Source organism: Phycisphaerales bacterium AB-hyl4, from assembly GCA_041821185.1.
GTDB lineage: Bacteria > Planctomycetota > Phycisphaerae > Phycisphaerales > Phycisphaeraceae > Natronomicrosphaera > Natronomicrosphaera hydrolytica.
Genome location: JBGUBD010000015.1, coordinates 1 through 25,656 on the forward strand (window position 1 = coordinate 1; position 25,656 = coordinate 25,656).

Here is a 25,656-nt window from a genome sequence, read left to right on the forward strand (position 1 = left end):
GAACAGGCCACGCGCCACCTTTTCGGCCAGCCAATCGAGATTGACTACGCCTGGCAGGCCGAGCCCTGGCAGCCCGACACGTTCGAACTGTTCAACCCCATGAACCGATACCGCGCCTATGGCGTGCAGCATGAGCATCGGCAGTATGGCATCGGCGCATCGCTTCTCGCTGACCGGACCATTCCCCGCCCCGGCTCGGACCTGCTCCGCGCCAAACCACCGCAGCCGCAGTACCAGGCCGTGGCGATGTCGGGTGTGATGACTGATGTCCAGTTCGCCGCGGATCAGCCTTGGCCGCCCGTGTCGTTTGTCATACGGATGCACAACCCCGGCCGAACGTCCACCGTGCAGATCGCCGGGCGCGACGTACCGCTCGCCGCCAACTTTACAACGCCGCTGGTGAAAACGCTCGCGCGCAACGAACCGCGACGACATGCTGGCTTCGGCGGCCTGGTGGCGGGTACACATTGGGAAGACCTCGCCGGGCTGTACATGCTCGAACCGTTCGATCCGGAGCGTATTCCGGTCGTGTTCATCCACGGCCTGGTTTCTTCGTCGCTGGTCTGGGCCGAGATGTTCAACGACCTCTGGCGTGATCCGGAGGTACGTCAGACTTATCAGTTCTGGTATTTCATGTACCCCACCGGCTATCCATTCGCCTATTCGGCCGCGGCATTGGAGCAGGAACTGCGGCAGGTGCGGGACATGCACGACCCCGAACACAAGGCCCCGGCAATGGACCGGATGGTGCTGGTTGGCCACAGCATGGGGGGCCTGATTGCGCGTCGACTCGTGACGGACGCGGGTGAAGCGGTCTGGAACCGCTTCAGCGTGCTGCCTTATGACGACACGGTGCTTCGTGAGCAGGACCGTGAACTGGTGGAGCGCACCATCTTTTTCCAGGCCATGCCAGAGGTGGAACGGGTCATCTTCCTCGCGACACCGCACGAGGGCAGTGCGAACGCCGACCTTCGGCTTGGTCGTTTCGGCTCACGCGCGATCCGCCTCCCGCCGGAGATGTTGCGTGCGGCGGCGCAGATGATCGAAGCAAACCCCGGCCATGCGCGGACACCGATCAATCCCCGCCGTCCCGTCTCCACCGGGATCGATTCGCTCTCGCCCGGCTCGGCATTCATCCAGGCCCTCAGCGACCTGCCGCTCGCTCCCGGCGTGCATGCCCATTCGATCATCGGCAGCGAATCGCAAGGGCAACGTGACGAGCATGGCCAATCCGACTGGTCCGAGACGACCGACGGGCTTGTTCCCTACGCAAGCGCACACCTTCCCCAAGCCGAGTCGGAGTTGGTGATCCCGCAGTCCGATCATTCAGTGCCGTTGCATCCCGCTGCGATCAAAGAGGTCCTGCGTATCCTGCGCGACCATCGGGCAAAAGCGTCGAAGCCGCCCACCGACACGATGCCCTGACAAGTCACGGTACCCGCGCGGCAGGAACGACCGCATCATTGTGCATCAGGTGCTGTGCCTGTCGGGGCGTCCGCAGCGTCTGCGCGAGGACATGCGGCTACGGGCGGCGGAGGTGCTGGACCGCTTTGGCATCGAAGCGGAGGCATTGCTCGACACGACGACCCGGCGCACACCGCTGCGGTCGAAGTGGCTGCTGCGCGACAGGCTCGATATGGCCGTGGAGGAGGCGTACAACCATGTCGAATCGTGAGACGCCCGACCCCAACGAGCGCCCCACCTGGCCGCCGCAGTTCGCGCGACTGCTTCACGACAAGCATTGTCGGACCTGCAAGACGGAACTGGGGCCCGACGCGATCATTGGCCTTGGCGGGCAGATCATCCTCGCGCGCCACACTCCGTGCGCCGGCCCCGTCACGTTCGTGATCCTGCTGTGCCCGCACTGCCGATCAGTACAGACGCGCGTCGCCCCCGCGCCCCGGGACGTGGTGCTGGATGCCATCGCTCAGTTGTATGAGTGGGGCCGACGTCTGACGCCCCGCATGCCGCGGTCGATCAGCGACTGGAGGAAAGCCCGCCAGTGCACTTCGGCCTCGGACGTGGCGACGCTGCAGCCGAGCACGCAGCGTTTGCCGTCGGGCAGCACACCCACGGCGGTCAGCAGGGCGCGGGGCATGACGCTGCCACCATGACGCACCTTTTCGTAGCGGGCGTCGAGGATGAGGTAGCGCACGTCGCCCAGCGGCCGGTTGCGCCACGCCTCGAGCTGCGCGTCGAGTTCGGCGGCGGCGCGGCTGACCTGCGTACTGGTGACGGCCAGGCCGCAGAGTTCTTCCATGACCTTGGTGACTTTGCGTGTGCTGACGCCCTGAACGTACATCTCGGCGATGGCGAGCGTGAGGGCGCGTTCGCTACGGACGCCGCGCTCAAGCGCGTTGGGGTAGAACGGCCTGCCGTGCTCGTCGGCATAGCCGCGCGTCTGGGGAATCTGCAAGGGCAGTTCGCCCACGCGGGTGGTGATGGCTTTGGGCTTGAAGCCGTTGGCGTAGCCGCGACGCGGGTCGGTGCGCTGGTGGGAAGTTGCGCCGAGGGCCTGCTCGCGTTCGATGCGCATGGCATGGTTGAGCAGCGTGGTGAACGCGTCGGCCATGGCGTCGGGTCCGGCTTGAATGAGCAGTTCCATGAGCTGGCCGAGCGTGGTAGAGTTCTGTTGGGCATTCCGGGGGTGGGTCATCGAAGGCTCCTTGAAGGTTGTGATGAACGTTCAAGAAAGCCCAGATGGCCCGCCCTGATGCTGCAATTGGCTCACATTCATCAGGTCGTCGTGGATGAGCAAGGCAAGCCGCGCAACCATCGCCCGATCGAACATCTGCTTGGCCCGCGCATCAACTACGCCGGGCTGCTGGCGGCAATGGCGGAACAGACGCCGCGTCGCGTGCCGCTGCTGGTGGAGGTGCGCGATGTGACGGATGCAGTGCGAAGCTGCGAGGTGTTGCGGAACGGCTCGGTGACCGCCCGGCTCCCGACGTGCTCGTTTGTCGAAGCGTGTTGATGCCACTTGCGGAAAGCGGCGAACTTGCGAACGGTTGCCGATCATCAGGTCAATGCACGCCCTGTTCGAAATACCATCGTAGGTAATCAGGGACATTACAAAATTATGATGGGCGGCATGCCGGCAAAGGTTGTCATGGTCAACTGCACGGGAGCTAAGGTGCTGCTGAAAATGTCGGTGGTCGGTGGAACGGTGTCCGTTCTGTCCTGGACGTGCTTGGCCATCGGTGCCCTACTCTGATCCTCCGCACTGCCCAGCTGGCGCACAGCCAGCCAAGAGATAACGACCAGTTCGAGGAACCCATCAACGTGGGCGACAGTTTCACGGCACGGTCTGGCACTTGTCCCGGCCCACTTTAAAACCCTGTTCCGCAGCCACCTTCAACACTTGCCCACCGGGTAGCGCTCGCCCGCCAGATGCAGGGTGGGCATGCGCCAGTCGAGCATGACATGCTGTTTGCGCAGCGATGCACGTAGCCGCTCGGCCGGTACATCGCGCAACGAACAGTCGGCCTCGCACGCGAGCGCTGCGGCGGTGCCCGCGGCCTGACCGAGTTGCATCATGGTGCGTGACAGCCGACAGCTTGACGCGGCAAGCGCGCTGAAGCCGGCGGCCCGGCAGGCGATCATCAGGTTGGTCACGCCCCGCGGCAGCAAGCATCGCAGCGGCACGCCATAAGGTGCATCAAGTTCAGCACAGCCGCGGGCGATGTGTCGGCCGTGCGTATCCATCGCGTGGTCGGCGATGGCGATGATGTCCGCGTGCCGCTGACCAGCCAGTCCGGCGAGCAGGTCGTGCTCGGTCAACATGTAATCGCAGATGATCCGACGCGACTCGCGCACGCCCAGCCCCGGCGCGATCCAACTCATCCGATACCGCCGAAATTCCGGCACGTGTTGTTGCAGGTCGTGCCAGTGCGCTCTGACACGGCGGGTGCATTCGGCATACACGTCCGCATAGAGCATTTGTCGAAACGCATGGCCTTCCATCGTCGGCAGCATGTTGACGTTGTAATCGCCGTTAGGGTACTGCGTGAAGCTGGCGACCGGGAACCGCTCTCGCCACCAGCACGCAGCCGGTGTCTCCGCCGGCAACGGCTCGACGGCTTCGTCCGCCGCGGGCGTGATACGGTACACCAGTGTCACGCCATTGATGTTCCCGGTCGGCTGTTCCGGTGCATCCGGCTCACCAAAATCAGCCCGCGTGTCTTCACCTTCCCGCGCCGCACAACCCGCGGCCAGGCACAGCCAACCGTCGGCCGTGCCGTCAACATAACTGTGCGCCCGCACCGCCGTGGCGTCGCTGAGCACGACATGCTCGATCGCCGCATCACGCATCGCCACGCGGTCAAAGCCGACGTTGAAGCGCACTTCGCATCGGCCGGTCTCGGCCAGCAGCGCAGCCATTGCGCGGTGCATCGTCCAAGGTTCAAAGGGCACACCATGCCACAGCGATCGGCAGCGTGCCATGTCGTGCTTCAGTCCCTTTGTACCGTGGCGCTGCAACGTGTCGCGATAGCAGCGGGCCGGGTCGATCACCTGCTCGCCACCGGGGAACGGCCGACCGCCCTGCTCCGGGTCATGGTCGAGCATGTGTCGACCGAACGAGTAAACGCCGATTGCGCCCGGCTCGTCGCGCTTGATGCGCGTGTACAGATCAAACGGTATGCCCGTGCCACCGGCGCCCGGCTCCCAGACATTCACGCCGCAGCGCACCGCGTTGCCGCCGAGCGTGTCGCTCTTTTCCACCAGCAACACCGACCGGCCCAGCCGCGCCGCCGCCAGCGCCGCCGCATAGCCGCCCGACCCGGCGCCAATCACTGCCAGGTCATATGACGTCTCCTGCTGCCGTGACACGCAACCTCCGCCGCCGGTTACATCGGCGTAATGTCCTGCACCATCGGCTGCACGCGCATCTCCGGCACGACCAGGTGCGTCGGACGTGTGCAGATGTGTACGACCATCTCCCCGATGTCGTCCGCCTGAATGCACTGCGCCCGCACCTGCGGATCGACCGTGGGATGGCCCGCAATGCTCGCTGCGGCGGCAAATTCCGTCGCGCCCCACGATGGCGTCAACGTCGTCACGCGCACGCCCGCGTCGCGCAGCTCTACGTGCAGGCATCGACCGAACTGGTCCAGCCCCGCCTTCGCCGCCGAGTACGGGCCCCAGCCGGGCCAGGCATGCACCGCACACACGCTCGACACGTTGACGATCATGCCATCGCCCTGCCGCTTCATGATCGACGCCGCCCGCCGACAGCCGAGCATGACGCCCGTCAGATTCACCGCCACCGACTGGGCAATCTCATCATCTGACTGCTCGACCAACGGCTCCACCTTCACGCCGCCGCCGGCGTTGTTGACCAGGATGTCCACCCGCCCTTCTTCCGCCAGTACCCGCTCAAGCAGTCGATCCCAGTCGACCGGCGACCCTACGTCAGCGACCTGATGCTTCACGCCCAGCGTCGCCGCCGCTTCCTGCAGCGCCGATTCGGTGCGTCCGGTGATCCAGACCGTCGCGCCCGCCGCCGCAAGCTGGCGGGCAATGCCCAGCCCGAAACCACTCGAACCGCCCGTTACGATCGCGATCTTGTCGTTCAATGCCTTCAATGTTGCTCCCGTCATTTCAATGTGCCAGCAGGCCAAGCGATCAGGGCCTGCTCGATGTCTGCTCCAACGTCATGCCCGCCACCGCGAGCCCGACCGCCGATTCGCTACTCAGCCGCAGTTCCCGTACCTGCCGCTCCGGATGCGGGTTGATCACGTCCCAGACGTACAGCACCACGCCGTTCCGCTGCGGGTTGTTGCCAGTCCAACCCACGCGGCCGCGACGGACCGCATCGAAATACTGGTAGCCGCTCACTTCGATGCCGGCCGTGATCGGGCTCTGCGCCCGCGTGCCGTCGGCGTACGTCCATTGAAGCGTCGCCACCTGCTCCGGTGAGCCAACCATCCGCTCCAGCGCCCCGAGCATCCACACACGGCTCGCTTGCTGGTCCACAGCGAACGTCACCTGCGACGGCAGACCATTCGCCTGCTCATCACCACCAAGCACGAGCACCGATCGGCCAACGTTGTCGTCCGGGTTCACCAGGTCGAAGCGCACGCCGCCGTAGGTCGGCTGTTCGGGGAACGGCTCGACCGGGGCCGGCACATTGTGCACCGGATCGAGCCCCGTACGGTTCACCGGGAAGTAGCGCATGTCATCTCGCCCGCCGGCAAACCAACCGCGCGGCCGGTCGGACTCGTCCGGCTGATCGTGGAAGCCACGGTTGGCGTGCTCCGCCAATGCCACCGGAACGAACTGCCGATCGCCCGGCGTCAGTTGCCCGATGTCAGCCCCCGTATTCGCCAGCAATGTCAACGCCACCCGCGCCGAACGCGTCGCCTGTCGCGACACCGCCTCCGGCTCGTCCCAACGCACCTGGCTGACAATCAGTCGGCCCGATCCGACATCGCGCACCGCCAGCCCCGCCGGCCGCGTAAGCGCCCGCCAAGCTTCATCCCCACTCACTACGCCGCTGACGATTGCCGGCACATCGTCGCCCGCCTCGGCCCAGTACCAATCGTCATGGCTGAGCCCGGCCAACAGTGGGTCGCTTGTTACGTGAAGCAACTGCTGCGCATCGCTGGATTCCACCGTTACGCCGATGTCCAAGCGATCGGCCAGTTGCTCAGCCGCCGCCTCGCCCAACCGTTGCAGCAGCACGTCATGCCCCGATTCCAGGTAGTTCACAATCAGCGACAGCCGATCATCATCCAGCGATGACGAAGCATCCACCACCAGCACGCCTATCGGCTGCGATGTCGCTTCCACAAACGGCACGTCCAACGCCACCAGTCGATCACGTACCGGCGAGTTCTCACCCGCCGCTAACACCAGCGGTTCCGTACCCGGCGACACCGCCGGCTCGCCCAGCGAACCCACCAGCCGCTGAAGCAGCGCCATCGCCGCCGGCTCATCCGCCGCCTTCGACAACACCGGCATCTGGCACATCACATACGACCCCTCGCCACGGTGCAGCCGAAGCAGCGCTGCCGTGTCCAGCCCCTCCGGGCCACCGGCATCCAGCAATATTTCAAACCGCCCGCGGTCCGGCTTGAACAGGCTCCGCTCGACTGCCAGCGTGTCCGCGCCCCAGTAGCGCAGGTCCTGTTCGTCCAGCCCTTCCACCAGCGGGTCGTGTGGTGAACGCACGAACACATGCGCCGCCCGATGCTGTGGGTCGAGTTGCAGCGGCGTTGGCAGCCAACTCTCCGCCGGCACTTCCAGCCACAAGACGCGAAGGCCGTCGCGCACCGCCCGCTCCAGCTTCGCCCCTTCCTCGCTCGTCAGTTCCACGCCCGCCAGCACCAGCGACCTCGCCCCGCTGCCCAGCGCCGCCTCCAGCGAACGATGCGTGCCCCGTCGAAAGCGCGCGTTCGCCAGCGGGCCTGCCGCGTCATCGCCCGGCGTCACCAGCGCAACATCTTCCGCCTCGCCGAGTCGACGCACCACCGGAAACACCGTGTAGTCATATATGCGCTCCGTCAGCACCGTGTCGCCGGCTCGCAGCGTCAATCGCCACTGCACCGCCTCACGCTGCTGCACGCTTGGCATGTTCAACCGAACGTCGAAGCTCTGCCGTTCGCCGGCCCGCAACTCGAACGTCTCCCGTTGACTCGAAACCGTTTCGCCCGCCACCACCAGTTCATGCACTAACTCCGCAGCGAGGTCTTCAAACAACTGGTTGTAAGTGTGCACCGTCCGCCGGGCGCGCTCGTTCGAGCGAAACGTGCGCTGGAACGGCTGCACCGCGATCAGGTAGTCCGGCATCAACTGGCCAAAGTCATACGCCTCGTCCGGCACGCCCCACGGATTCCAGCCCGCCACCTCCGCGTGGTAATAGCGGTCGCCGGTTCGTCTGTACCTCAAGCCGGCGCTTTACCAGCGAGGCGGCAGCGCAGACGTGCCCAGGGATGGCCTGGTGGGCGACCGCTTGTCGCAGGTCATGATTGCGGTCAGGGGGGAGGAAGTCCGCATCGCTAATTTTCGTCTGGTGAATTACGCCGAGCCTGTGCATGAACTGCTCAGCGCGGAGGTCGAGACCTTCGACGCGCCGGTGCAGGAATATCCGCACATGGACGAGATCTTCCCGTTCGGGGTGATCACCACCGTGGGGGCGGGGAACGTGGTCAACGGCCGATTCTTTGACCAATCGCGGGAAGAGCGGGTTGCTCACGACCTGCTGGACATCCGCCGACATCATTTCAACGTGTGGTCCAACTTCGTCGACAACCGAGACGTCGATGCGCACCTCGAAGTGACCGGCAAGTATGACCTGAAACTGATCGAAACGGCTTATTCCAACGACAACAAGGCAGAAATGCCGGACGATCATCCGGTGATTGAGTCGATCCGGTCGCGTGAAGGCGACGATCGCCTGCTGGCGTGGTATGGCAAGGACGAGCCGACCGACACGCGGGCGTACATTGAGAACAAGATGCGGGTGAATCAGGAAGACCCGACAAGGCCGTATGTCAGCGCATTCGCCAATCCGCATATTGTGCAGACGCTCGGGCCTTACGTTGAGTTTTTGATTATTGATCCATATGTGCTTGAGCCTGGCGTGGATGGGGCGGCGGCGCTGATGAATGTGACGCGCGACATTGAGCAGGCCCGAACGGTGGCGCCAGACGCACGGACGTGGGTGATCCCGCAGGCGTACAGCCGGCGTCGAGGGCGATCGGTGACGCTGCGCGAGCCTGTGCCGGAAGAAATCCGCATGAGCGTTTTCTCGGGTCTGGCGTCGGGAGCGCGCGGGTTCATTTTTTTCCTCTACAACGATACCGTGACGTACCTCGACGGTACGCATAGGAGTGAAGAATTCGATCACACGATGGTCGACCCGTGGGGCAATGCGCTTCCGATGCACACCGAAGCCGGGAACCTGGCCAAGGCGCTGATTCCCGTCATGCCGGAGGTGCTTCAGCATGGTGAGCAAACGACCGACCTTGAGGAAATCGGCATCCGCCTGGAGGGTAGGGCACTCGTGGACGTGACGACGGGCGAGCGTGGCGATTTCCTGATTCTCGCCAACCGTCACATCGACCGCCGTCTCGCGGCCACACTGCAAGCTGCTGATCCGGGCAAAGGGAATTTTTACGACCTGCTCAGTCTGGAACGGATCGACACCGACGGCCAAGCCAACGTGAATTTGGCGGAAGGCGGCGGAGTGATTCTGTTCCGCGGATCCTCCAGTGAGTTTGATGCGATGAGGCAGCGAATCGAAACGAGGCAGCATGAACGCGCGCTCGGTCTGCTTCGTGTGGAAACGGATGTTCTGCGACGAGCAGGCTTTGATACAACCTCGCTCGATAAGCTTTTCGAGCAGCCCCCTACCGCCGAGTCGGTTGCCACCATTGAACAAGCGCTGGAGGCTTTAAAACAGAGCCAGCCGACGTATGTGGAAGGGAAGCAAGCGCTCGCGGAGGTTCAGCGGGGGTTTGGGGAGAATCACAACAAAATCATCGACGTGATCGTGCGTGTGGACGCAACGGAAAACGCGCAATGGCATGAGGTCTTTGAAGAGATCAAAGACCAGAGTCGTGAGTACTACGCGATTCGCCGTGAATGGGAGCGGGGGGAGTTTGATCGGCTTGGCGAACTGGATGCGATTCGAGATCGTCAGCAAGAACTCGGACAGCGAATCGATCAACTGATTGCAGAAAGAATATTTTGAACGCGGATGGTTAGGTGCCATCTCGCAGTGCAGGCTTGAGTCTGCAAGGTCGACGGAGCGTAGGCTTGTACTGCATTGCAGAATTCTTTTACCACGATTGCTGACTATCCATGACTGTACGTCCCGACCGTCCCGTGCACTTGCGCTGCGAGTCTCACCTCAACCCTTTGGCGGTTCAGCGAGCCACGCCGCGCCTATCATGGCAGTATGTGGATCGACAGCGCAACGCGATCCAGCGTGCCTATCGCATTCAGGTCGGCACGACGGTGGAATCCCTCGAAAGTGAAAACGCGTTGCTGTGGGACAGCGGCCGCGTCGAGTCGGCTGATTGTGTGCTGATTCCTTACGCCGGCGTCACCCTGCACAGTGCGCAGACGTGCTACTGGCGGGTGCAGACATGGAACGATGCGACGGAGCCTTCGGACTGGAGCAGGGTCGCGTCGTGGGAAATGGGCCTGCTCGACGCGTCTGACTGGCAGGCGGATTGGATTGGCACTGCGATGGTTGGCGACCGACAGACCGGGACGGTGAGCCCGCTGCTGCGTCGATCATTCAATTTGCCTGCCGAGCCGGTGCGGGCACGGCTTTATGTCACCGCGCTTGGCCTGTATGAGTTTCACTTGAACGGGCAGCGGATTGGGGCGGATGTTTTCAGCCCCGGCTGGACCGACTACGCCCGTCGCCGACAGTACCAGGTGTACGACGTGACGCCGTTGCTGACGGCCGGCGCCAACGTCGCCGGGTGCATGCTCGGTGATGGCTGGTACTGCGGCCACATCGCGCAGTTCGGGCGCCAACATTACGGCGATCGCCCCAAGCTGCTCGCACAGCTTGTCATCACATGTGCCGATGGCAGCGAGCACACCATTGTCACGGACGAAAGATGGCGTTGGGCCATGGGTCCGGTGGTGGCCAATGATTTGCTGATGGGCGAAAGCTACGACGCCCGGCTGGAGCAGCCCGGATGGGACAGGCCGGGAGTCGATGAGGCACCAGCTCAATGGTTTCCTGTTCAGCGTTTTGAGGAGGTGGAGGTGCCACTGGTCGCTTCCACCGCACCGCCAGTGCGCGCTACTCAGTTGATCGAACCAATCGCGCCGCCGCGCCGGGCTGATGAGCAACACTGGTCAAGTCAGCACTGGGTGTTTGATCTTGGCCAGAACTTCAGCGGCCGAGTCCGCCTTCGGGTCAAGGGTAAGCGGGGCCAGTTGTTTCGCATTCGCCACGCGGAAATGCTTCGGCCGGACGGCAAGCTCTACGTCGAGAACCTGCGTTACGCAACCGCGACGGATTGGTATACATGTCGCGGAGACGCGGCGGGCGAAGTCTATGAGCCGCGATTTACCTTCCACGGTTTTCGTTATGTGGAAGTGCGCGGCTTCACCGAAATGCCTGACGCGTCGGCAGTGACAGGTGTCGTGCTCCATTCCGATCTGCCGACGATCGGCGAGTTTGAATGCTCCAATCCCGATGTCAATCAGTTGCAGAGCAATATCGTCTGGGGCCAGCGCAGCAACTTCCTGGAAGTACCCACGGATTGCCCTCAGCGTGATGAACGGTTGGGCTGGACGGGCGACGCGCAGGTCTTTGTGGCCACAGCGTGCTTCAATCAAGAGGTCTCGGGATTTTTCAACAAGTGGCAGGATGATCTGGCGGACGCCCAATCGCCCGAGGGGGCGTTTCCGGAGGTGGTCCCCAACGTGCTTCCCGGCGGGAAGGACGGCGGGCCGGGCTGGGCTGATGCTGGCCTCATATGTCCTTGGACGATTTACCGCCGCTACGGCGATCGCAGCATTCTGGAACAGCATTATGCCTCGATGGTCCGTTTTGTTGACTATCTCGAAGAAACCAGCTGCGACCTGATCCGCGCTGGCGATCCGAGCCTGGCGAATTGTGGATTCGGCGACTGGCTGGCGGTCGACGCGCCCAACCCCGGGTCAGCCCCGACGCCGAAAGACTTAATCGGGACCGCTTATTTTGCGCATGCCACCGCGCTGATGGCTCAGATCGCCGAGGTCCTTGGATACGATGGCGATCAACGACGTTTTGAAAACCTGGCGGCACACATTCGCAGGGCCTTTCAAAAGACGTTCGTCTCGGCTTCGGGGCGCGTGGTCGGGCATACGCAGACGGGCTATCTGATGAGCCTGGCGTTCGACCTGTTGCCGGATGAAATGAGGCCGATTGCGTTGGGCCACCTCGTGGATCTGATCGAAGCCCGGGGCGACCATCTCGCGACCGGCTTCCTCGGCACGCCGCTGCTGGCACCTGTACTCAGCCGATTCCAGCGAAGCGATGTCGCGTATCGGCTGCTGCTTCAACGCACCTACCCATCCTGGTTGTACTCCGTCGACCAGGGGGCGACCACCATGTGGGAACGCTGGAACAGCTACAGCCACGAGCATGGTTTCGGTGACGTCAACATGAACTCGTTCAACCATTACGCCTATGGCGCAATCGGACAATGGCTGTATGCCACCGTGGCAGGGATTGATGTGGATGTGGATGCGTCATCCGCCGGCTACCGTCATGTCCTGATCCGCCCCATCCCCGGGGGCGATCTCACCTGGGCGCGGGCCGCATTGACGTCACCCTATGGCCGAATCGCGACACACTGGGAACGCGAAGGCGATCAATTCAGCCTGCGTGTCGAAATACCTGCCAACACCACGGCGACAGTGGTGCTGCCCACGGCCGACCCGTCGACGATCACTGCCTACGCGGCTGGCGATCACGCCCCGCTCGACCTGGCCTTTGCCATGAGCGACGAGGGCTGTTCGTGTTCGTGTCGGATCGGCAGCGGCGCTTACCGCTTTGACGTAAGTTCGCCTGCCGGCAAAGGCGAGTCGCATCGTGATCACCAACCGCAAGTCGCCGATACAACCGCTGTGTGATGAGATGCAGGTGAAGCAGGGGTGCGGCCTTATTTAGTTAGACCGTGGAGATACGCCGTTGCTTTCGGCTTTCGAGGCAGCATTCGGCTGGTCGCCGTGAAAACGCTCGCACGTCTTGCCCCATACCAGACTGGGCGCGACTTCCGCGCGAATGATCGTGCCTTTATCCAGCATCTCATACATCGCTTCGACCAGGCGAATCGCCCACTGCTCGGTCGGCATTTCCACCCGGCTGAGGTCCGGCGTGCAAAGCCAGGGCTCGGGTACGCCGTTGATCGCCAGAACGCTGATCTGCTCGGGGACGCGCCACCCGTTCCGTTCAAGGGCGTATAGATTTCGGCAAGCCTGGAAGCCACCTTCGACAATCACGATCGATGGCGGGCACTCGGCGGCGGCAAGATACATCAGTAGCTCGTCGCCATGATCGGACCTATCGACGATTAACTCATCATGCTGCAGGTCTGCCCCAATCTTCTGAGCCTCACGATGAAACGCTCGTCCCACGCTGTCCATGTAATACGAGCCGCTTTCGCGGATCAGCAGACACCGACGATGGGCAAGCGAATAGGCGAACTGCACGCACATGCGAACGTGCTGGTCGACGTCGATGCAAACCTGCCCTGCCCATGAAGGGCATCCGCCTGACAGCAAATGCCCCATCACCATGACTGGTTTGCCCGTCGCCCGAAGATGGTTGAGCAGGTCCAAGGAAACCGTATCCTGAGCCAGGATACCGCACAGCGGCTTGGCCCATTGCAGGATCGACTCCTTGGTTTGGTTCTGAGTGAAACGAAGGCTGATTTCCAAATTCGGGTCCTGAAGCAGGAGCCGTTGGATGGCAAGTACATAGGAACGGACAAAAAGCGCTGCTCGCGAATCCGGGACCAGCAGCCCCAGTTGCCGCCGGCCGGCCGAGGGGGCGGGGCCGGTCACCTTCACGTCAGGGCTGACGATCGTCCCGGAACCACGGCGTGACTTGAGCAGCCCCTGATTCACCAGACTGCCCAATGCATGCCGGACAGTCCCCACAGCCACGCCGTACTGCGACGATAGCGCTTTCTGCGTCGGCAAAGGACGTCCCGGTGTATACGCACCGCTGGCGATTTTTTTCTGAATATCCCCGATTATTTCAGCCTGTTTGGTCATATCGAGCCTCTGAAAAACTTCGCCTTTCCGCGAAAAACTCTTTTTGAATGAAAAGACCCCCAAAAGCGTATAGCCTGCCTGAAAACCATGCGCCAGCCTTTATGAGTCGGTATATGGCCTCGCTGATAGCCAGCCTAGCGAGTTTGTGTTCGTTTTGGTCTTTCGAGTTCTCATACGTTCAGACATTCGCCCGCGGGGGGACACGAAATTATCGAGATTGCGAATTTACGGTCTAATCACGAACGTTCACTCCTGATTATTAGGATAAAAGTTAGCTTAATTCCAGGCGTAACGCAATAGTTAATCAGCAGCCGCCACTGGTGCGGCCAGCATTGGTCAGGTTCCCGGTCAACTGCCCGGCGAGTTCCGAGGAAGCAACGCGAAGCCTTTCGATGCAGGGCGAGTTGTCGATCTTGTTGGGCATGAGGTGACTGTGACTCTTGCCTTTGCCGCCTTCTTTCTGCGGGGCGTGGGCACCGCCGTACAATTGCACAACATGTCACAATCATCCCAAAGTTCGTTTCGACCGGCGTGGTGGGCACGAGGCGGTCATCTCCAGACGCTCTGGCCAGCGATCTGCCGTCGACGTGTTGCGGTCACCACGTGGTGTGAGGTCGTGGAACTGGACGATGGTGATTGCCTGGAACTGGAATGGGTCGAGCCGGATGGCAAGCAGGCGGATCGGCCGATTCTCATCGTGCTGCACGGGTTGGCGGGCTCGGCACGATCGCGTTATGCCCGCGGCATGCTGGCGGCAACGGTGCGGCACGGCTGGCGCGGTGTGGTGATGCAGTTCCGTGGCTGCGGCACGAACCCTAATCGCCTGCCCCGGAGCTACCACTCGGGCGTAAGTGATGACTCGGAGCAGGTGGTGCGGCTGCTTCGTACGCGAGAACCTGACACAAAACTGGCGGCCGTGGGATACTCGCTCGGCGGCAATGTGCTGCTCAAGTGGCTCGGCGAACGCGGGGTGGCGGCGCCGCTCGCGGCGGCGGTCGCGGTGTCCGTGCCGTATGACCTGGCGGCCACGGCAGCATGCGTCGAACGCGGGCTGAGCCAGCTATACCAGTGGCACCTCATGCGGTCACTTAAACAGACCGTGCAGGCAAAGCTGCGACAGGATCCCACGCTCCTGCCGATGGACGAGCGACAGGTCATGCGGCTGCGAACGTTTCGGCAGTTTGATGACCAGGTGACCGCCCCGCTGCACGAATTCAAGGGAGCGGACGACTATTACCAGCAATGCAGCAGCGGACAATTCCTTGATCGCATCACCGTGCCGACCTTGCTGGTGCATGCCCGCAACGACCCGATGACCGGCGATGTGCTGCCCGACCCCTCACAGTTGCCGACGGCGGTGCGGCTTGAGTTGCTGGACGACGGCGGCCACGTGGGATTTGTAACAGGTCGCTGGCCATGGCGGGCGACCTACTGGCTGGAGCAGCGGGTGCCTGCGTTTCTCCAGCCCTACCTTGAAAGCGAAGACGTCACCATGAATCCGTCCCACCCGCTCCACCGCCAACCTCATCGAACATCGAAATCTGTGTGAACGAGATCCGCGTCCGGGCTGTCGCATACGGGCTTCGACCACGCACAAGTGTGGGCATCCGCGAGCCGCCGCAGATGGTCGTGTCGAGCGATGGCCGTCACGGTATGCTGGGGAGTCATGCCAAAGCCCTCACGCGACGACCTGCTGCTTCAGTACCTCGATCGGCTGCCCTACGAGCCATACCCAGTTCAGGAAGAAGCGCTCATGCGCTACTTCGAGTCGGACGAGGGCGTGCTCGTCTGCGCCCCCACGGGCATGGGCAAGACGCTCATCGCCGAAGCGGCGCTGTACGAAGCATTGAGCACGGGTCGGCGGGCCTACTACACGACGCCGTTGATCGCGCTGACCGAGCAGAAGTTTACCGAGGTACAGGACGCGGCAGAGCGGTGGGGCTTCAGTCGCGAACAGGTGGGGCTGGTGACGGGTAATCGCTCGGTCAACCCGCGAGCGACGGTGCTGGTGGTCGTGGCGGAGATTCTGCTGAACCGACTGCTGCACAAGGAAGCGTTCGATTTCAGCGATGTCTCGGCTGTGGTGATGGACGAGTTTCACTCCTTCGCCGAGCCGGAGCGGGGCATCGTGTGGGAGTTGTCGCTGTCGCTGCTGCCGAAGCACGTTCGGCTGCTGCTGCTCTCGGCAACGGTGGGCAACGCCTCGCAGTTTCTAAGCTGGTTGCGCACCAGTCACGGACGAGACCTCACGCTCGCGCAAAGCAAAGAACGCAAGGTGCCGCTGACCTGCCACTGGGTGGGCGAGCAGTTGCTGCCCGAGTTACTGATCGAGATGGTCCGTGGCGAGGAGCAGACGCGAAAGACTCCGGCCCTGGTGTTCTGCTTCGACCGCGAGCGCTGCTGGGCGGTGGGCGAACTGCTGCGCGGCAAGGACATGCTCAACGGCGACCAGCAGGCACAACTGGCAGAGCAACTCGATGCGATCGACTTTTCACAAGGCGCCGGCCCGAAGCTCAAACGCATTCTCATGCGCGGCGTGGGGATTCATCACGCCGGCCTGCTGCCGCGCTACCGGCGGGTGGTCGAAACCCTGTTCCAGCAGAAGCTGCTGTCGGTGTGCGTCTGCACGGAAACTCTCGCTGCGGGCATTAACCTCCCCGCCCGCTCGGTCGTGCTCACGACGCTGCTCAAGGGGCCCCGGGGCAAGAAAAAACTGATCGGTGCGAGCAGCGCCCACCAGATGTTCGGCCGGGCGGGTCGGCCGCAGTTCGATCGCGAAGGCCACGTCTACGCCGTCGCCCACGAAGACGACGTCAAGATTCTGCGCCACAAGCAGAAGATCGAACAGATCCCCGAAGACACCAAAGACCCGCAGTTGATGAAGATGCGCAAGAAGCTGGTCAAGAAGACACCCACGCGCCGCGAGGGCGAGCAGTACTGGTCCGAGGCGCAGTTCGAAAAGCTTCAGGCCGCCGAGCCGGGCAAGCTCGAATCCAGGGGCGAGCTGCCGTGGCGGCTGCTGGCGTTTCTGCTGGATTCGTTCAGCGACGTGGCAACGCTGCGGGACGTCGTATCCAAACGACTAATGAGTGAACCGCAGATCGCGCAGGGGCAAAAGCAGCTCACGCGCATGCTCGTGACACTACACGAGCAAGGGTATGTGACGTTGACGCCGACCCCGCCCCTACCGCGTCGGTACGTTTCCGCCCACTCGCTCGGCTGGTATGTGACGTTGACGCCGACCCCGCCCCTACCGCGGTCGGCGGGCGGTTCAGCGAGCACGGCCCCCGAACCGGCCGCAACGCCCGAGCCGGCGACGCCCGCGACCACGCAGGACCTGCTCGCAGGCCTGCAACTCGGCGGCGCGCCCACGGGCAAGCCGGCCGCGTCGACCGCCTCCACCAGCCCGGCTACCGGCAAGTCGGCCGCCACGGCCCCCGCCGATCCCATAGCCGACTACCAGCCGACCACCGCCCATGCCACGGACAAGCTCAAGACGCTGCTGGCCTTCCGCGCCGTGCAGCCGGTGTATGGCGCTTTCCTGCTGGACTACCTCGGCCAGGTCGAGCGACACGAACGCATGCAGATCCTCGAATCGCTGCTGGAAATGCCCGGCTCGGTGGCGCGGAGCGTGCGCGTGCCCTTCCCGCAGGACCTGCCGCCAGGCGAGTTCACCCGCGAGACGATCGACCCGGCAATCGTGAAATCGGGACTGGCAACCTACGACGAGATGTACCCGCCGCTGCCGCACGAGCAGGACCGCCCCTTCGGCGAGCCGCCGCAGTTCCCCATTCCGCTGGCGGAGAAGATGCATCTGCTGTTTCAAAGCAAGGTCCGCAACGGCGGCCGGGTGCGCATCACCCCCGTCTGGGCCGCGGGCGATCTGCTGACATTCAACGGTGAGTTCAACGCCTTCATCACCGCACGCGATCTGACCAAACAGGAAGGGATGATCTTCCGCCACGTCCTGCGTTTGATCCTGCTCTGCGAAGAGTTCATGCCGCTGACGCCCACGGGCATGACGAGCGAGGTCTGGCAGAGTGAGTTGAAAGAGCTCGTCGGGCTGCTGACCGATAGTTGCCGATCGATCGACCCCGCCTGCACCGACGAGGTGCTCGCTCGCGGCGACTGACGGACCCCCGATCGGGTTTGTCGAAGCGGCGACGAAGCGAGAAACGCGGTTTATTCACTCGCCTCGGACTGCCTGTATGTTTGAAGGCGAACACTGTCCCACACCCCCCCTACGCTTCGTTGGTTCATCACACGGATTGTGATCTGATGGCTTTGCCCCGGCGTGATCAACCGCGTCACATCGAACTGGAAGGGTACGTTCCACCCGACGGGGCCAAGGTTGTGTTGACCAACGTAATGCCCGTCGATCCAGACCCAAGCGTTTTCCTCTACGCCATCGAACTGGAGGCCGACCGCATCGTAGGGTGACATAGTCGGCACATCGATAACGCGCCGATACCAGCCCACGCCCTGGTATGACGTGTCAAGAAAATGATGCCAATGCGTCTGCAACTCGGCCGACATCCATCCCGACTCGTCCACCTCGGCCTCGTGCCATGCTTTCAAATGCCCAATACGCCACGGATCTGTTTTGAAAGCCCAGTCTTCGACCGGCAATTCGAACGCGTCTACCTTTTCAAATGCATCTGCAGCCTGTTGATCGGGAAACGCAGGGCTTGGGCGATTCGTTGCCGCGACGAATGCGCGTTCGCGCATCTCCAACATCCGCGCCTCGCCGAGAGTTTGCAACAGCAAACGCCCCGTCACGCTGCTCAAATCCGCTTCTCGCACGGTAAGAGCATGCGCGCGAATACGTGCCGAGGCGTCATTCATCCCTCGGCTCAACAACGCCCCACGCTGCTCCACATCGTCCGCGTGCATCAACAACACCTGATATGCAGCGCTTCGCAAACGAACGTCCTGCGATTCGTCGTCATACCACGCGAGCATCTGTTGGAGAAACGCCTCGCGGTCCGCCGGGCGATCTGCGTCATAGGCGTTACTGAACGCCTCAAGTAACATGGCCCCGGCACGTCGCTCTGCCGGCGCCGCCTCGCCCAGCAGTGATGCGATCTGCTCAACGAACGCGTCTGCCGTGCCAAGCCCGAGCGACGCCATGTTCTCATCCGGGTAGGCGTCAACCTTCTGCCCATGCATATCGACAACAATAAATGATTCATCCTCACCATCCAGCGTCACCACGACACAGTGATATGACGGAGCCGACGCTTGCAGATACCAGGTCACGTCGGGATCGTGCTTGGCCCGTCCCCCCGCGCCCCACGAGCCGCTGCCGACATACATGACGCCCCGTGGGTCCGGTCGCCCGTTGCGGATCGGCGGCGTCCGTTTGTAGGTCATGTCGGATTCTTCAATCGCCAGGCGAATCCCATTGCGTTCAAACAGCGGGACCCAATTTTCACGCACCTCGCGGTTCGGTTCGTAATAGTCGCGATCGGAGGGGAATGCCGCCAGGTAGTAGTGCGGAATCACATGCTGAACATCCCGCCGGTCTGCCAGCGTCGTTTCAAGCCAACGGTACTGCTCGCCTTCGATAGGATTCGTCTCGGTGTCGAGCGAAACCAGACTCAGGTATGTCCCGAAGTCCAATACGCCATACCCCGGCTGGCCGGGATACGCCCACAGCCGGTAAAAGAACGGCGCTTGTTCGTCCCGCCAACTGTCGTTGACATGCTCGACACCTGCGCTGGACCGCACCTCCTGTGACGAAATGCTGCCGACCACCGGCCGAACCCGGCCCTCGTCATCGACCAGCGCGTCCTTGGCCACTTCGAACCATTGATGCCAACGCTCCAGAAACCCCTCAGGCCTGTTGCCATAGAACGCCTTGCCCCACGCCCAAACGACGAACGCCGGGTCATGCTCATCGAGCACATGGCGCATCAATCTCGTCCAGTCGTTTGCATGCCGTGTATCACCCGCTGTCGCGAAGACCAACGGCTGATCCAGTGTTCGCGGCATGGTCCGGAACATATACCGCCGATCAAAATCACCAACGTGAAAATAATAGTCGGTGTCCGCAGCGAGATCGGTTAATTCAATGCGATACACAACTCGGTCAGAGTACGGAAATGCGATTTGCTTCGCCTCGCGTTGCGACCAGGTGTCCGTACCGGCTTGAGCGAATCGCAGCGTCGGCGAAGCCGCGTGACCGCGTTCCGGGTCGATATGCCAGTCAATCGTCATCGTGCTCGTCGGATCTTGCTGCCAGGTAAGCAGCAGCCCCGCCGGCCGCTCCGACGCCACCGCCATGTTTATCACACCGCCGACGAGCAAGGTTCCCAGCGCACCACCACGAAGCCTTCGCAGATTCACCACATCAATCTCCCTGACGAAATGATTCAATTGCAGACATCACTTGAAAAATGCCGGATCCTCCAGCAATTCCCTGGCAAGGCGCTCATACCCACTGGCCAACGGATGACTCGCGTCGCCGAACTCGTCCGTGGGCAGATTCGCCGTTGCGTTATGGGGTATGCCCTCCTGCTCAAGCCAACGCACCATCTCGGCTTTCACCTGCTCGTAACGCACTCGGCTTTCAGGCGCCATCATGTGCTTGTTGAACGGACCCACCAGAACAAACACCTCATTGTCGCGGGAGCGCAACAGATCGATCATGTTCCTGAACGATTGCCATTGGAACGATGTTTCAAGATCCAGCCAGGGAAACTCGGTTTCGGTGAAACCGCCCTGCTCCCATGGGATGGCCCTGCTGCGCGGGTTTTCGTCAACAGCCGGCAGTTCATGCCCAATAAAGCTCAACGGAAAATCGCTCGGATTCTCAAGCGTCCAACTGTGATAATCCATGTTGTCAAAATAGGCCAGACGGAGGTGACGCGTCCATGCAAAGAAATCAACGCTACGCTCCAGCACCGTGAAAAACACTTCTTCCACGGTCGGCTTGTAGACGGGTAGATTGGGATAGACCTGTGGCACGAGACCTGGATGATTGAAGCGTGTTTCTTCATCTCCCTGAAGATCGTGCTGCGCCGAGCTCACCCACAACGGATTCAGCTGGATCAGCACCTGCTTGTTTCGAATGCTTCCGCCATAGTGACGCACCAGGCCGTACATCGCCGCCGGGTGCAGACCATCGAGACCGATGTTGCCGAACACTTGCTCACCCATACCAGCGTTGAGATAGGCGGCGAGCGTTTCATTCCGCCCCGCATACTGCCCCCAGACCACGGAGTCGCCAAGCGTCAACGCCGGGTACGTTGCAGTCGCTTCCCCGATCCAGCGTGAGACCAGCCAGTAATCGTTGCTCAGGTCGTAGGGGAAGCGAAAGTTCTCTCCCGTTTCGAAATCGTCTACCAGCGTCCACACGCGCGGCAACAGGAGTGTCGCCAGAATGACCAGTACGAGAACCACGAGCCAATCGCGCATGCGCAGCCGAAGCGTTTCTGAGGCGAAACGAAACGGCTGCTCCGCTGGGTCGGGCTTCTCGCGAGCACCCGGCGGGGGCGTCATCTCAGGGCGTGCCTTGGCATCAGGAAGGTGTTGGGTCGTCATGATTAAAACTGGAAGTAGATAAAGGCTTGCTCCGGCGTGCCGGAGATCAGGAAGACCAGCACGTACACGATCATGCAAGTCGCCGCCCCGATCCGCACAAAGGACGGCTGAAGGGCGAACCTGGCACGGGTTTCATCCAGGTACTGGTAAATCCAGATGACCATGCAGAAAAAGAACGCCAGGTGTGGCAATTCAGACGCAGTGAACAGCGATGGTGAAAAGATTCGGCCGAGGATCAGCCATGCGTCGCCAAGGCTTTCAGCGCGGAAGAAGATCCACGTCACCGTGACGAACGCGAACACCCAGGCCTGCTTGACGATGTTGGGCACCTGCTCGCGATAAAACGCGGTCTGCTCCATCGGCCGGGTCACGATTCGGCCGATGGCGTGCATGGCCCCCCATATCACAAAGGTCCAGGCCGCGCCGTGCCACAGGCCGGAGATGACCATGACCAGAAACATGTTCATGTACATATGAACCGTACCGCGACGGTTGCCGCCGAGCGGGATATAGACGTAGTCCTTGAACCAGGAGGACAGGCTGATATGCCAGCGCCCCCAGAAGTCGCCCAGACTGTTGGCCAGGTACGGCCGATTGAAGTTGAGCATCAGGTTGAAGCCCATCATCCGCGCGATGCCGCGGGCCATGTCGGTGTAACCACTGAAGTCGAAATAAATCTGCCACCCAAAGAAGAACGTCGCGAGTAGCAACGCCGACCCCGAATGCTCGTCCGGATAGGCATACACAGGATCAACATGCATCGCCAGATAGTCGGCGATGGCGACCTTCTTGAAAAAGCCGATCAGGAAAAGCGTCAGGCCGTCTGAAATGTTCGTCCAGGTGATTCGGGCCTCACGGGCGAACTGCGGCAGGAAGGTGCGGGCACGTTCGATGGGGCCGGCCACCAACTGCGGGAACAACGATACGAAGGCGGCGAACCGAAGGAAGCTACGCTCCCGCCGAATCTCACCGCGGTAGAAGTCGATGGTGTAGCTCATCGACTGGAAGGTGTAGAAGGAAATACCCACCGGCAGCAGCACGTCGGCCATAGGCACATCCAGAGGGACGCCCGTGGCCTGAAACGCTGCGTTGAGATTTTCAGCGAAGAACTCGCCGTACTTGAAAAAGCCCAGCAGGAAAAGGTTGTTGCAGATGCTCACTGCCAGCCAGATCCGCTTGCGCTGGCTGCGTTCCATGAACTGGACCACCGTGTAGTCCAGCACTGTGGAATAGACGATCAGCAGTAGATAAAGCGGATTCCACCAGCCATAGAAGAAATACGAAGCCGCTAACAGCAACGGAGTCTGAAAGCGTGTTCCTTTGACCTGAAGGAACAGCGTATAGACGATGATGAAAAAGACAATGAATTGCCAGGTTTGAAAGAGCATACAAGGGGATTCCGAATCTGGATCGCACGCAATGGCGACAGAAAAGGCCTCTCGATTCCGTTCTCAGGAATCGTTACTCGCCACACGCGGTCCAGTGGGCAGCGCGTGCTTGTTCAGGCTCAGGAAGTTACTTCGTGCCTTCGGACCAGTGCTTGTTCTGAAGCATGCCGAGGCACAATCGCTGCACTTCCCGTGCGAAGGTTTGTGCATCAGGCGATTGGACAGCGACCCTTGCCGCCTGGTTATGCATCTTCAGCGTCAGGTAACGCGGCTGGGAAAAACGGTTCTGGCCGACCACCGCAAAACGCTCCAGCTTGTCGCCGTAGTAAGCCAACTCGGCTTGCGACTGCGCGTGTCGGTTTTCCATTGCTGCCCGCAGCAGACGATGCAGGTCCTCAAGGATCTCGATTGGATCATCCGACGGCGCTTCGTAGTGAACCCAACCGGCCTGGCGGTCGGCAAAAGCATTCAACATCCGGTTGTGATACGGAATCATCTGCTCGGCCAACGCCTGGATCTTGCGAATCTCCTCGGCTGCGCCGGGGTTGTCCTCGACGAACGTCTCGCTCATCCGCACGATGCGCTCGCCGAGGCTCTGATACGCCGCGGAGCGTTCGTATTGAACGATGCCCTCTTCCAGCAAACGATCCGCCGCCAACTGCATGAGTTGCGACTGACGCTCGGGCGGCGCACCGTGGTACGCGTTAATCATGTGAGCAAAAGCATTGCGAACCGAGCAGATCGCCCCCAGCCGTGTGGGCAGGGTGTGCTGCATCACGCCCTGCGGAAAGCGGGACTCCCACTTGTCTCCCAGCGCGAATCGCAGGCCGTCTTCCGGCACATAGGCTTGACTCGGCGTCGCACCAAAAGATGGATAGAACCAGTATCGACTGTGCGTGGCGACGGGGCGTTCCATCCGCGCCGGTGAACGTCGCAGCGGATAAATCACATACGTCTCGTAAAATTCGGCCGGGTCGGCCTCCTGAAGATCCTCGTGAGGCATTGCGAATTTCGCCTGGCCATTTTCAATCCAGAACGGCCAGACGTATTCGACGCGCCCATGAACGATCTCCGCGTCGTCGCGGCGCTCGTCGGTCGCGAACCACGCCGTGTCGCGTCCCTTGCCATGGAAGACGGCCCGCCAACCGGCGGGGAAAGGTGGACGCCATTCCAAGTCAGCCTCCGTTTTGCCCGCCTCGGCGCTGTCCGCAAACAGATTCTGGAAGGACCCGTCCTGCCAGAGGTCCGCCCTTTCATAGCCGGCAAGGTAAACCGCCTCATCGTGGAACGCGATGTCCAACGATTCGATGACATGGCCACCGTCGCTGTCGCCGACTCGGGCGATAAGCTGCTGGCCGTCGCCGAGCAGAATAGGCTGAAGCATCGCGTTGCCCTCGCCCAGAAGCAGGACGTAATGCTCGTTCAGCGGCATGGTCCACTGCCCGGCTCCGAACTCCTCCGGGTTGAAGAGAAAGTCGTCGCCGATGAACGTGGGCACGATCAAGTGCCGTGGCGTTGCCTCCAGCCGAAGGGCAAACCCCTCGGACAAAGGCTCCACGCGCATCACGGCGACGTCCTCTTCGATCGTAAAGTCGGCAACGGCACGCTCGCCAACGTGCAACGTCACGCGAACCCGGTCTTCTGCATGCTCTGCCAGCGTCAGGCTCGTGACACCTTCCAGCGGCGCATCGTCACGCAGCGCCACCAGGCGAGTCTGCGACGTGTACTGGTCCTGGTCATCGCGCGTTTCAAAGAACAGCCCCTCGTCCGTCAGCGACAGGCCGTAGTACGCGTTACGAACAGTTGCCGCGTCACCAAGATCGCGCGGCGTCTCACCGACGTCTACCGATTCCTGGTCGCTTCCAGCATTGCCGGACAGAACCGTCGGCGTCGCATGGGCGGCGCCGGCCGCTGCTGATCCCAGCAGGCTGGCCGCCAACAGGCCGGGGACCGCATATTCCCGAAAAAGATCCATCATCACAAACGCTCCTCGTCATGCAGGGCAGCATCGTTCAGGCCAACTTGCCAACCAGGTGATTCAGTCGGCGTTGCGGGCGATTCGGAATCCATAGACGTCGAACCCGACGCACACATCCGCGTAGCCCGGCTCCTCGGCATGGCGGTGAAAGACGGCCAATCGCTCGGCTCGCGAATCCCACGCGCCGCCGCGAACGACGCGCTGGTCGCCCGATTCCGGACCACGCGGATTATCCGTGCCACTGGGCACAGCCTCGTAGTAGTCATTGGTCCATTCCCAGACGTTGCCAAGCATGTCGTGCAAGCCCCACGCATTCGGCCGCTTGCGGCCAACCGGTCGCGGCTGGCCGCCGGAGTTGCCGGCAAACCATGCATGGTCGCCCAGGCGTGATTCGTCTTCACCGAAGGAATAGCGGCCGGTCTCCCCCGCTCGCGCCGCGTACTCCCACTCCGCCTCGGTCGGCAGGCGATAGCCGTTCGCTTCGTAATTGATCGACCAGTCGTCGAGATCGTAGACCGGCTCGAGCCCTTCCTTCTCCGACAGCGCGTTGCAGAAGCGCACCGCATCCGACCAGCGAACCTGCTCCACCGGGTTGTTGGGATTCTTCCGGTTCGACGGATTGTCACCCATAACGCTTTCGTACAGCTCCTGCGTCACGGGATGCTTGCCGATCATGAACGAATCGACACGCACCTGACGGGGTTGTTCGCCCTCGCTGCCGCGTTCGTCGCCCATGACGAACTCGCCGGCGGGCAACCGAACCATGGTGAAGTCGTTCTCGCTTTCAACCTCCTGCACGTTGCCGTCGCCGAGTTGCGATCGGCTGCTGTTCTGGCCGACGCCCTCCGCCCCATCGCAGCCGACGATGAGCAATGCCGACGAGATCAGCATGCAACCTATGAGTCGCAACGTCACGCCATACAAGAACGTCGCGTGCGCCTTTGGCGGCAATCGATCGCCTCTACACACAGACGCAAAACTAAAATACTTTTTATTCATAACAAGCAT

General features: G+C 62.0%; 17 protein-coding genes. 7 read left to right on the forward strand and 10 right to left on the reverse strand.

Annotated features, from left to right (window positions below):
- Positions 1–1,425: esterase/lipase family protein (locus ACERK3_17430; protein MFA9480059.1), on the forward strand; the 1,425-nt coding region annotated here is incomplete at its 5' end.
- Between the two features lie 40 nt (positions 1,426–1,465).
- Positions 1,466–1,675, forward strand: a complete 210-nt coding sequence (locus ACERK3_17435) for a hypothetical protein (protein ID MFA9480060.1) — start codon at positions 1,466–1,468, stop codon at positions 1,673–1,675.
- 252 nt (positions 1,676–1,927) lie between these two features.
- On the opposite strand, the gene ACERK3_17440 is transcribed toward ACERK3_17435, so the two are convergent.
- The gene (locus tag ACERK3_17440) at positions 1,928–2,656 is read right to left on the reverse strand and encodes a transposase (GenBank protein ID MFA9480061.1); all 729 of its coding nucleotides are present in this window, start codon (positions 2,654–2,656) and stop codon (positions 1,928–1,930) included.
- Positions 2,657–2,713: 57 nt separating this feature from the next.
- Between ACERK3_17440 and ACERK3_17445 the strand changes: the two genes are divergently transcribed.
- Complete coding sequence (locus ACERK3_17445; GenBank protein MFA9480062.1) at positions 2,714–2,974, forward strand: hypothetical protein; 261 nt, start codon at positions 2,714–2,716, stop codon at positions 2,972–2,974.
- Positions 2,975–3,354: 380 nt separating this feature from the next.
- On the opposite strand, the gene ACERK3_17450 is transcribed toward ACERK3_17445, so the two are convergent.
- From ACERK3_17450 to ACERK3_17460, 3 genes are read right to left on the reverse strand one after another with little or no spacing between them, the layout of a single operon-like run.
- Positions 3,355–4,830 carry an FAD-dependent oxidoreductase gene (locus ACERK3_17450; protein ID MFA9480063.1) on the reverse strand — a complete coding sequence of 492 codons (1,476 nt, stop codon included), beginning with the start codon at positions 4,828–4,830 and terminating at the stop codon, positions 3,355–3,357.
- A 17-nt stretch (positions 4,831–4,847) separates the two neighbouring features.
- Complete coding sequence (locus ACERK3_17455) at positions 4,848–5,600, reverse strand: SDR family oxidoreductase (GenBank protein MFA9480064.1); 753 nt, start codon at positions 5,598–5,600, stop codon at positions 4,848–4,850.
- Positions 5,601–5,625: 25 nt separating this feature from the next.
- Positions 5,626–7,890 (reverse strand): hypothetical protein, encoded by a 2,265-nt coding sequence (locus ACERK3_17460; protein ID MFA9480065.1) that lies wholly within the window; start codon positions 7,888–7,890, stop codon positions 5,626–5,628.
- Between the two features lie 34 nt (positions 7,891–7,924).
- On the opposite strand from ACERK3_17460, the gene ACERK3_17465 reads away from it, so the two are divergent.
- Positions 7,925–9,697: a hypothetical protein gene (locus ACERK3_17465; GenBank protein ID MFA9480066.1), complete on the forward strand. Its 1,773-nt coding sequence runs from the start codon at positions 7,925–7,927 to the stop codon at positions 9,695–9,697.
- A gap of 110 nt (positions 9,698–9,807) precedes the next feature.
- Entirely contained in the window at positions 9,808–12,591 is a 2,784-nt protein-coding gene (locus ACERK3_17470) for a family 78 glycoside hydrolase catalytic domain (protein MFA9480067.1), read from the forward strand.
- Positions 12,592–12,624: 33 nt separating this feature from the next.
- On the opposite strand, the gene ACERK3_17475 is transcribed toward ACERK3_17470, so the two are convergent.
- Entirely contained in the window at positions 12,625–13,737 is a 1,113-nt protein-coding gene (locus ACERK3_17475) for a substrate-binding domain-containing protein (protein ID MFA9480068.1), read from the reverse strand.
- Positions 13,738–14,233: 496 nt separating this feature from the next.
- Here ACERK3_17475 and ACERK3_17480 point away from each other — a divergent pair, with 496 nt between their 5' ends.
- Positions 14,234–15,286, forward strand: coding sequence for a hydrolase (locus ACERK3_17480; protein MFA9480069.1), 1,053 nt, complete (start codon positions 14,234–14,236; stop codon positions 15,284–15,286).
- A 117-nt stretch (positions 15,287–15,403) separates the two neighbouring features.
- Positions 15,404–17,869, forward strand: coding sequence for a DEAD/DEAH box helicase (locus ACERK3_17485; GenBank protein ID MFA9480070.1), 2,466 nt, complete (start codon positions 15,404–15,406; stop codon positions 17,867–17,869).
- Positions 17,870–17,919: 50 nt separating this feature from the next.
- Here ACERK3_17485 and ACERK3_17490 read toward each other — a convergent pair whose 3' ends face one another.
- The 5 genes from ACERK3_17490 to ACERK3_17510 form a co-directional block, all read right to left on the reverse strand.
- On the reverse strand, positions 17,920–20,088 hold the full coding sequence (locus tag ACERK3_17490) for a sugar-binding domain-containing protein (protein MFA9480071.1): 2,169 nt from the start codon (positions 20,086–20,088) through the stop codon (positions 17,920–17,922).
- 36 nt (positions 20,089–20,124) lie between these two features.
- Positions 20,125–21,360: a hypothetical protein gene (locus ACERK3_17495; protein MFA9480072.1), complete on the reverse strand. Its 1,236-nt coding sequence runs from the start codon at positions 21,358–21,360 to the stop codon at positions 20,125–20,127.
- Positions 21,285–22,670 (reverse strand): MBOAT family protein, encoded by a 1,386-nt coding sequence (locus ACERK3_17500; protein MFA9480073.1) that lies wholly within the window; start codon positions 22,668–22,670, stop codon positions 21,285–21,287. Before ACERK3_17500 ends, ACERK3_17495 begins: the two co-directional genes overlap by 76 nt.
- Before the next feature lie 127 nt (positions 22,671–22,797).
- Entirely contained in the window at positions 22,798–24,648 is a 1,851-nt protein-coding gene (locus tag ACERK3_17505; protein MFA9480074.1) for a hypothetical protein, read from the reverse strand.
- A 60-nt stretch (positions 24,649–24,708) separates the two neighbouring features.
- Positions 24,709–25,539: a formylglycine-generating enzyme family protein gene (locus tag ACERK3_17510; GenBank protein ID MFA9480075.1), complete on the reverse strand. Its 831-nt coding sequence runs from the start codon at positions 25,537–25,539 to the stop codon at positions 24,709–24,711.
- Positions 25,540–25,656: the final 117 nt, after the last annotated feature.